Annotated in this window: 2 protein-coding genes and 1 pseudogene; all 3 read left to right on the top strand. The window is 27.2% G+C overall.

The window, feature by feature from the left end; all coding sequences use genetic code 11:
- Nucleotides 1-188 (top strand): annotated as a pseudogene (locus B3J44_RS00065) (Na+/glucose cotransporter); the annotation flags it as partial.
- 198 nt (nt 189-386) lie between these two features.
- On the top strand, nt 387-1,538 hold the full coding sequence (locus B3J44_RS00070) for an AAA family ATPase (RefSeq protein ID WP_286964723.1): 1,152 nt from the start codon (nt 387-389) through the stop codon (nt 1,536-1,538).
- Between the two features lies 1 nt (nt 1,539).
- On the top strand, nt 1,540-1,817 hold a 278-nt coding region (locus tag B3J44_RS00075), incomplete at its 3' end, for a hypothetical protein (protein WP_286964725.1).

Raw genomic sequence — 1,817 nt, forward strand, 5'->3', positions numbered from 1 at the left:
TGATTTCGTTTTACATTTTTGCTACGCTTTTAATTGCAGCCGTTATTATTTCTTTAACCGATAAAAATCCTGAAGTGAATGTTTCAGATGAAACGGATATTCCTAAAACCAGTAAAAAGGTAAAGCTTTTGTTTGGTTTGTTGGGGTTGGTGATTTTGGTTTTGTATTTGGTTTTTAATGGGAATTGAAACAGGTTTCATAATTTGAATTTAGATTTATATGGGAATAATTAAAACATTGTTAACTTTGTTAAGTTAATTCTTGCAATTTTTTTTAAAATATTAGTTTTTTATTCAACTTTTTTACAGATTTTGACGATAGTAAGAATTGTTAAGATAAATTGAAATAAACTATATTTGTAAATTATATAATCTGAAAATATCAAAATGAAAATTAATAGTCTAGCATTTTTTAATAAATCTAGCCATTTGGGTTTAGAGAACATAACTTTTGATAAATTGACTTTATTAGTTGGTGCTTCTGGAGTTGGTAAGACTCATATACTTAAAGCGATTATAGAGTTAAAAAATATTGCTTTTGGGGATTTTGTTAATGGAATTAAATGGGATATTAATTTCGATACAATTTCAGGAGATAATTATAATTGGAGCGGTGAATATGAAGATAATGGGGTTAGATTTGTTTTTAGTAATGATGAAGATGATGATAATATAAGAAAAAATAAGCCAAAAATCATTAATGAGACATTGGTTAGAAATTCAATAAAGATAATTGAAAGAAATTCTACAGGAACTTTTTTTAATGAAAATAAAATGCCAAAGTTTTCTTCTGAAGAAAGTGTTTTAAGCATTTTGAAAGAAGAAGATTTAATCAAGCCTGCATTAGAAAGTTTTCAGAGAATAATATTAAGTGACCAATCCGATTCTCAAAGAGAACCATTTAAACTTAAGCTATTCAGCATCGAAAAGTTCTCAAAGCAATTTACTTCCCTTGAAAAAATTCAAGAATCTGATTTAGATATAAGAACAAAACTTTATTTAACTCAAGAACATGATATTAAAACATTTGAAAAAATAAAAGAAAGATTTTGCGAAGTTTTTCCACAAGTTCAAAATATAAAGATTGCCCCTTTAGATGATATTGAAGGAGATCTACCTGGTTACATAAAAGAATATCCCTTTATTCAAATACAAGAACTAGGTGTCGACAAATGGATAGAGCAAGGAAGAATTTCATCAGGAATGTTTAGAACATTAATTCATATTAGTGAATTGTATTTATGTGCAGAAGGAACTGTTTTTTTAATTGATGAATTTGAGAATTCTCTAGGGATTAATTGTATTGATGAATTGACAAATGATATTTTACAGTCAAATCGAAAAGTTCAATTTATAATAACAAGCCACCATCCCTACATTATAAATAATATTCATTATTCAAAATGGAAGTTAGTGACCAGAAAATCTGGTTCGATAAGAGTGCATAATGTTGATGAATTCAATATTGGTAACTCAAAACATGATGCATTTATGCAATTAATGCAATTAGAAGAATATCAAACTGGTTCAGAGCAATAACATGAATATATATATTCTAGTTGAGGGAAGACGAACTGAAAAAAAGGTATATCCAAAATGGATGTCATTATTGGTTCCAAAAATTACTGAAGTAAAACATCCCACTCAAGTTGTAGACAAAAATTATTATATTTTTAATGGAAATGGTTTTCCTTCTCTTTTAGACAACCATTTGCGCAATGCTGTTGAAGACGTAAACAATATTAAGTTATTTAATTATTTTGTGATATGTTTAGATTCTGAAGAAGATTCAGTAGCTCAAAGAAAACAACAAGTTTT

Source organism: Flavobacterium sp. UBA4854 (assembly GCF_002399805.1).
Lineage (GTDB): Bacteria > Bacteroidota > Bacteroidia > Flavobacteriales > Flavobacteriaceae > Flavobacterium > Flavobacterium ginsengisoli.

What these genes read in the sequence shown, in the direction of transcription:
- B3J44_RS00070 (WP_286964723.1), top strand. Translation starts at nt 387, where the DNA reads ATGAAAATTAATAGTCTAGCATTTTTTAATAAATCTAGCCATTTGGGT.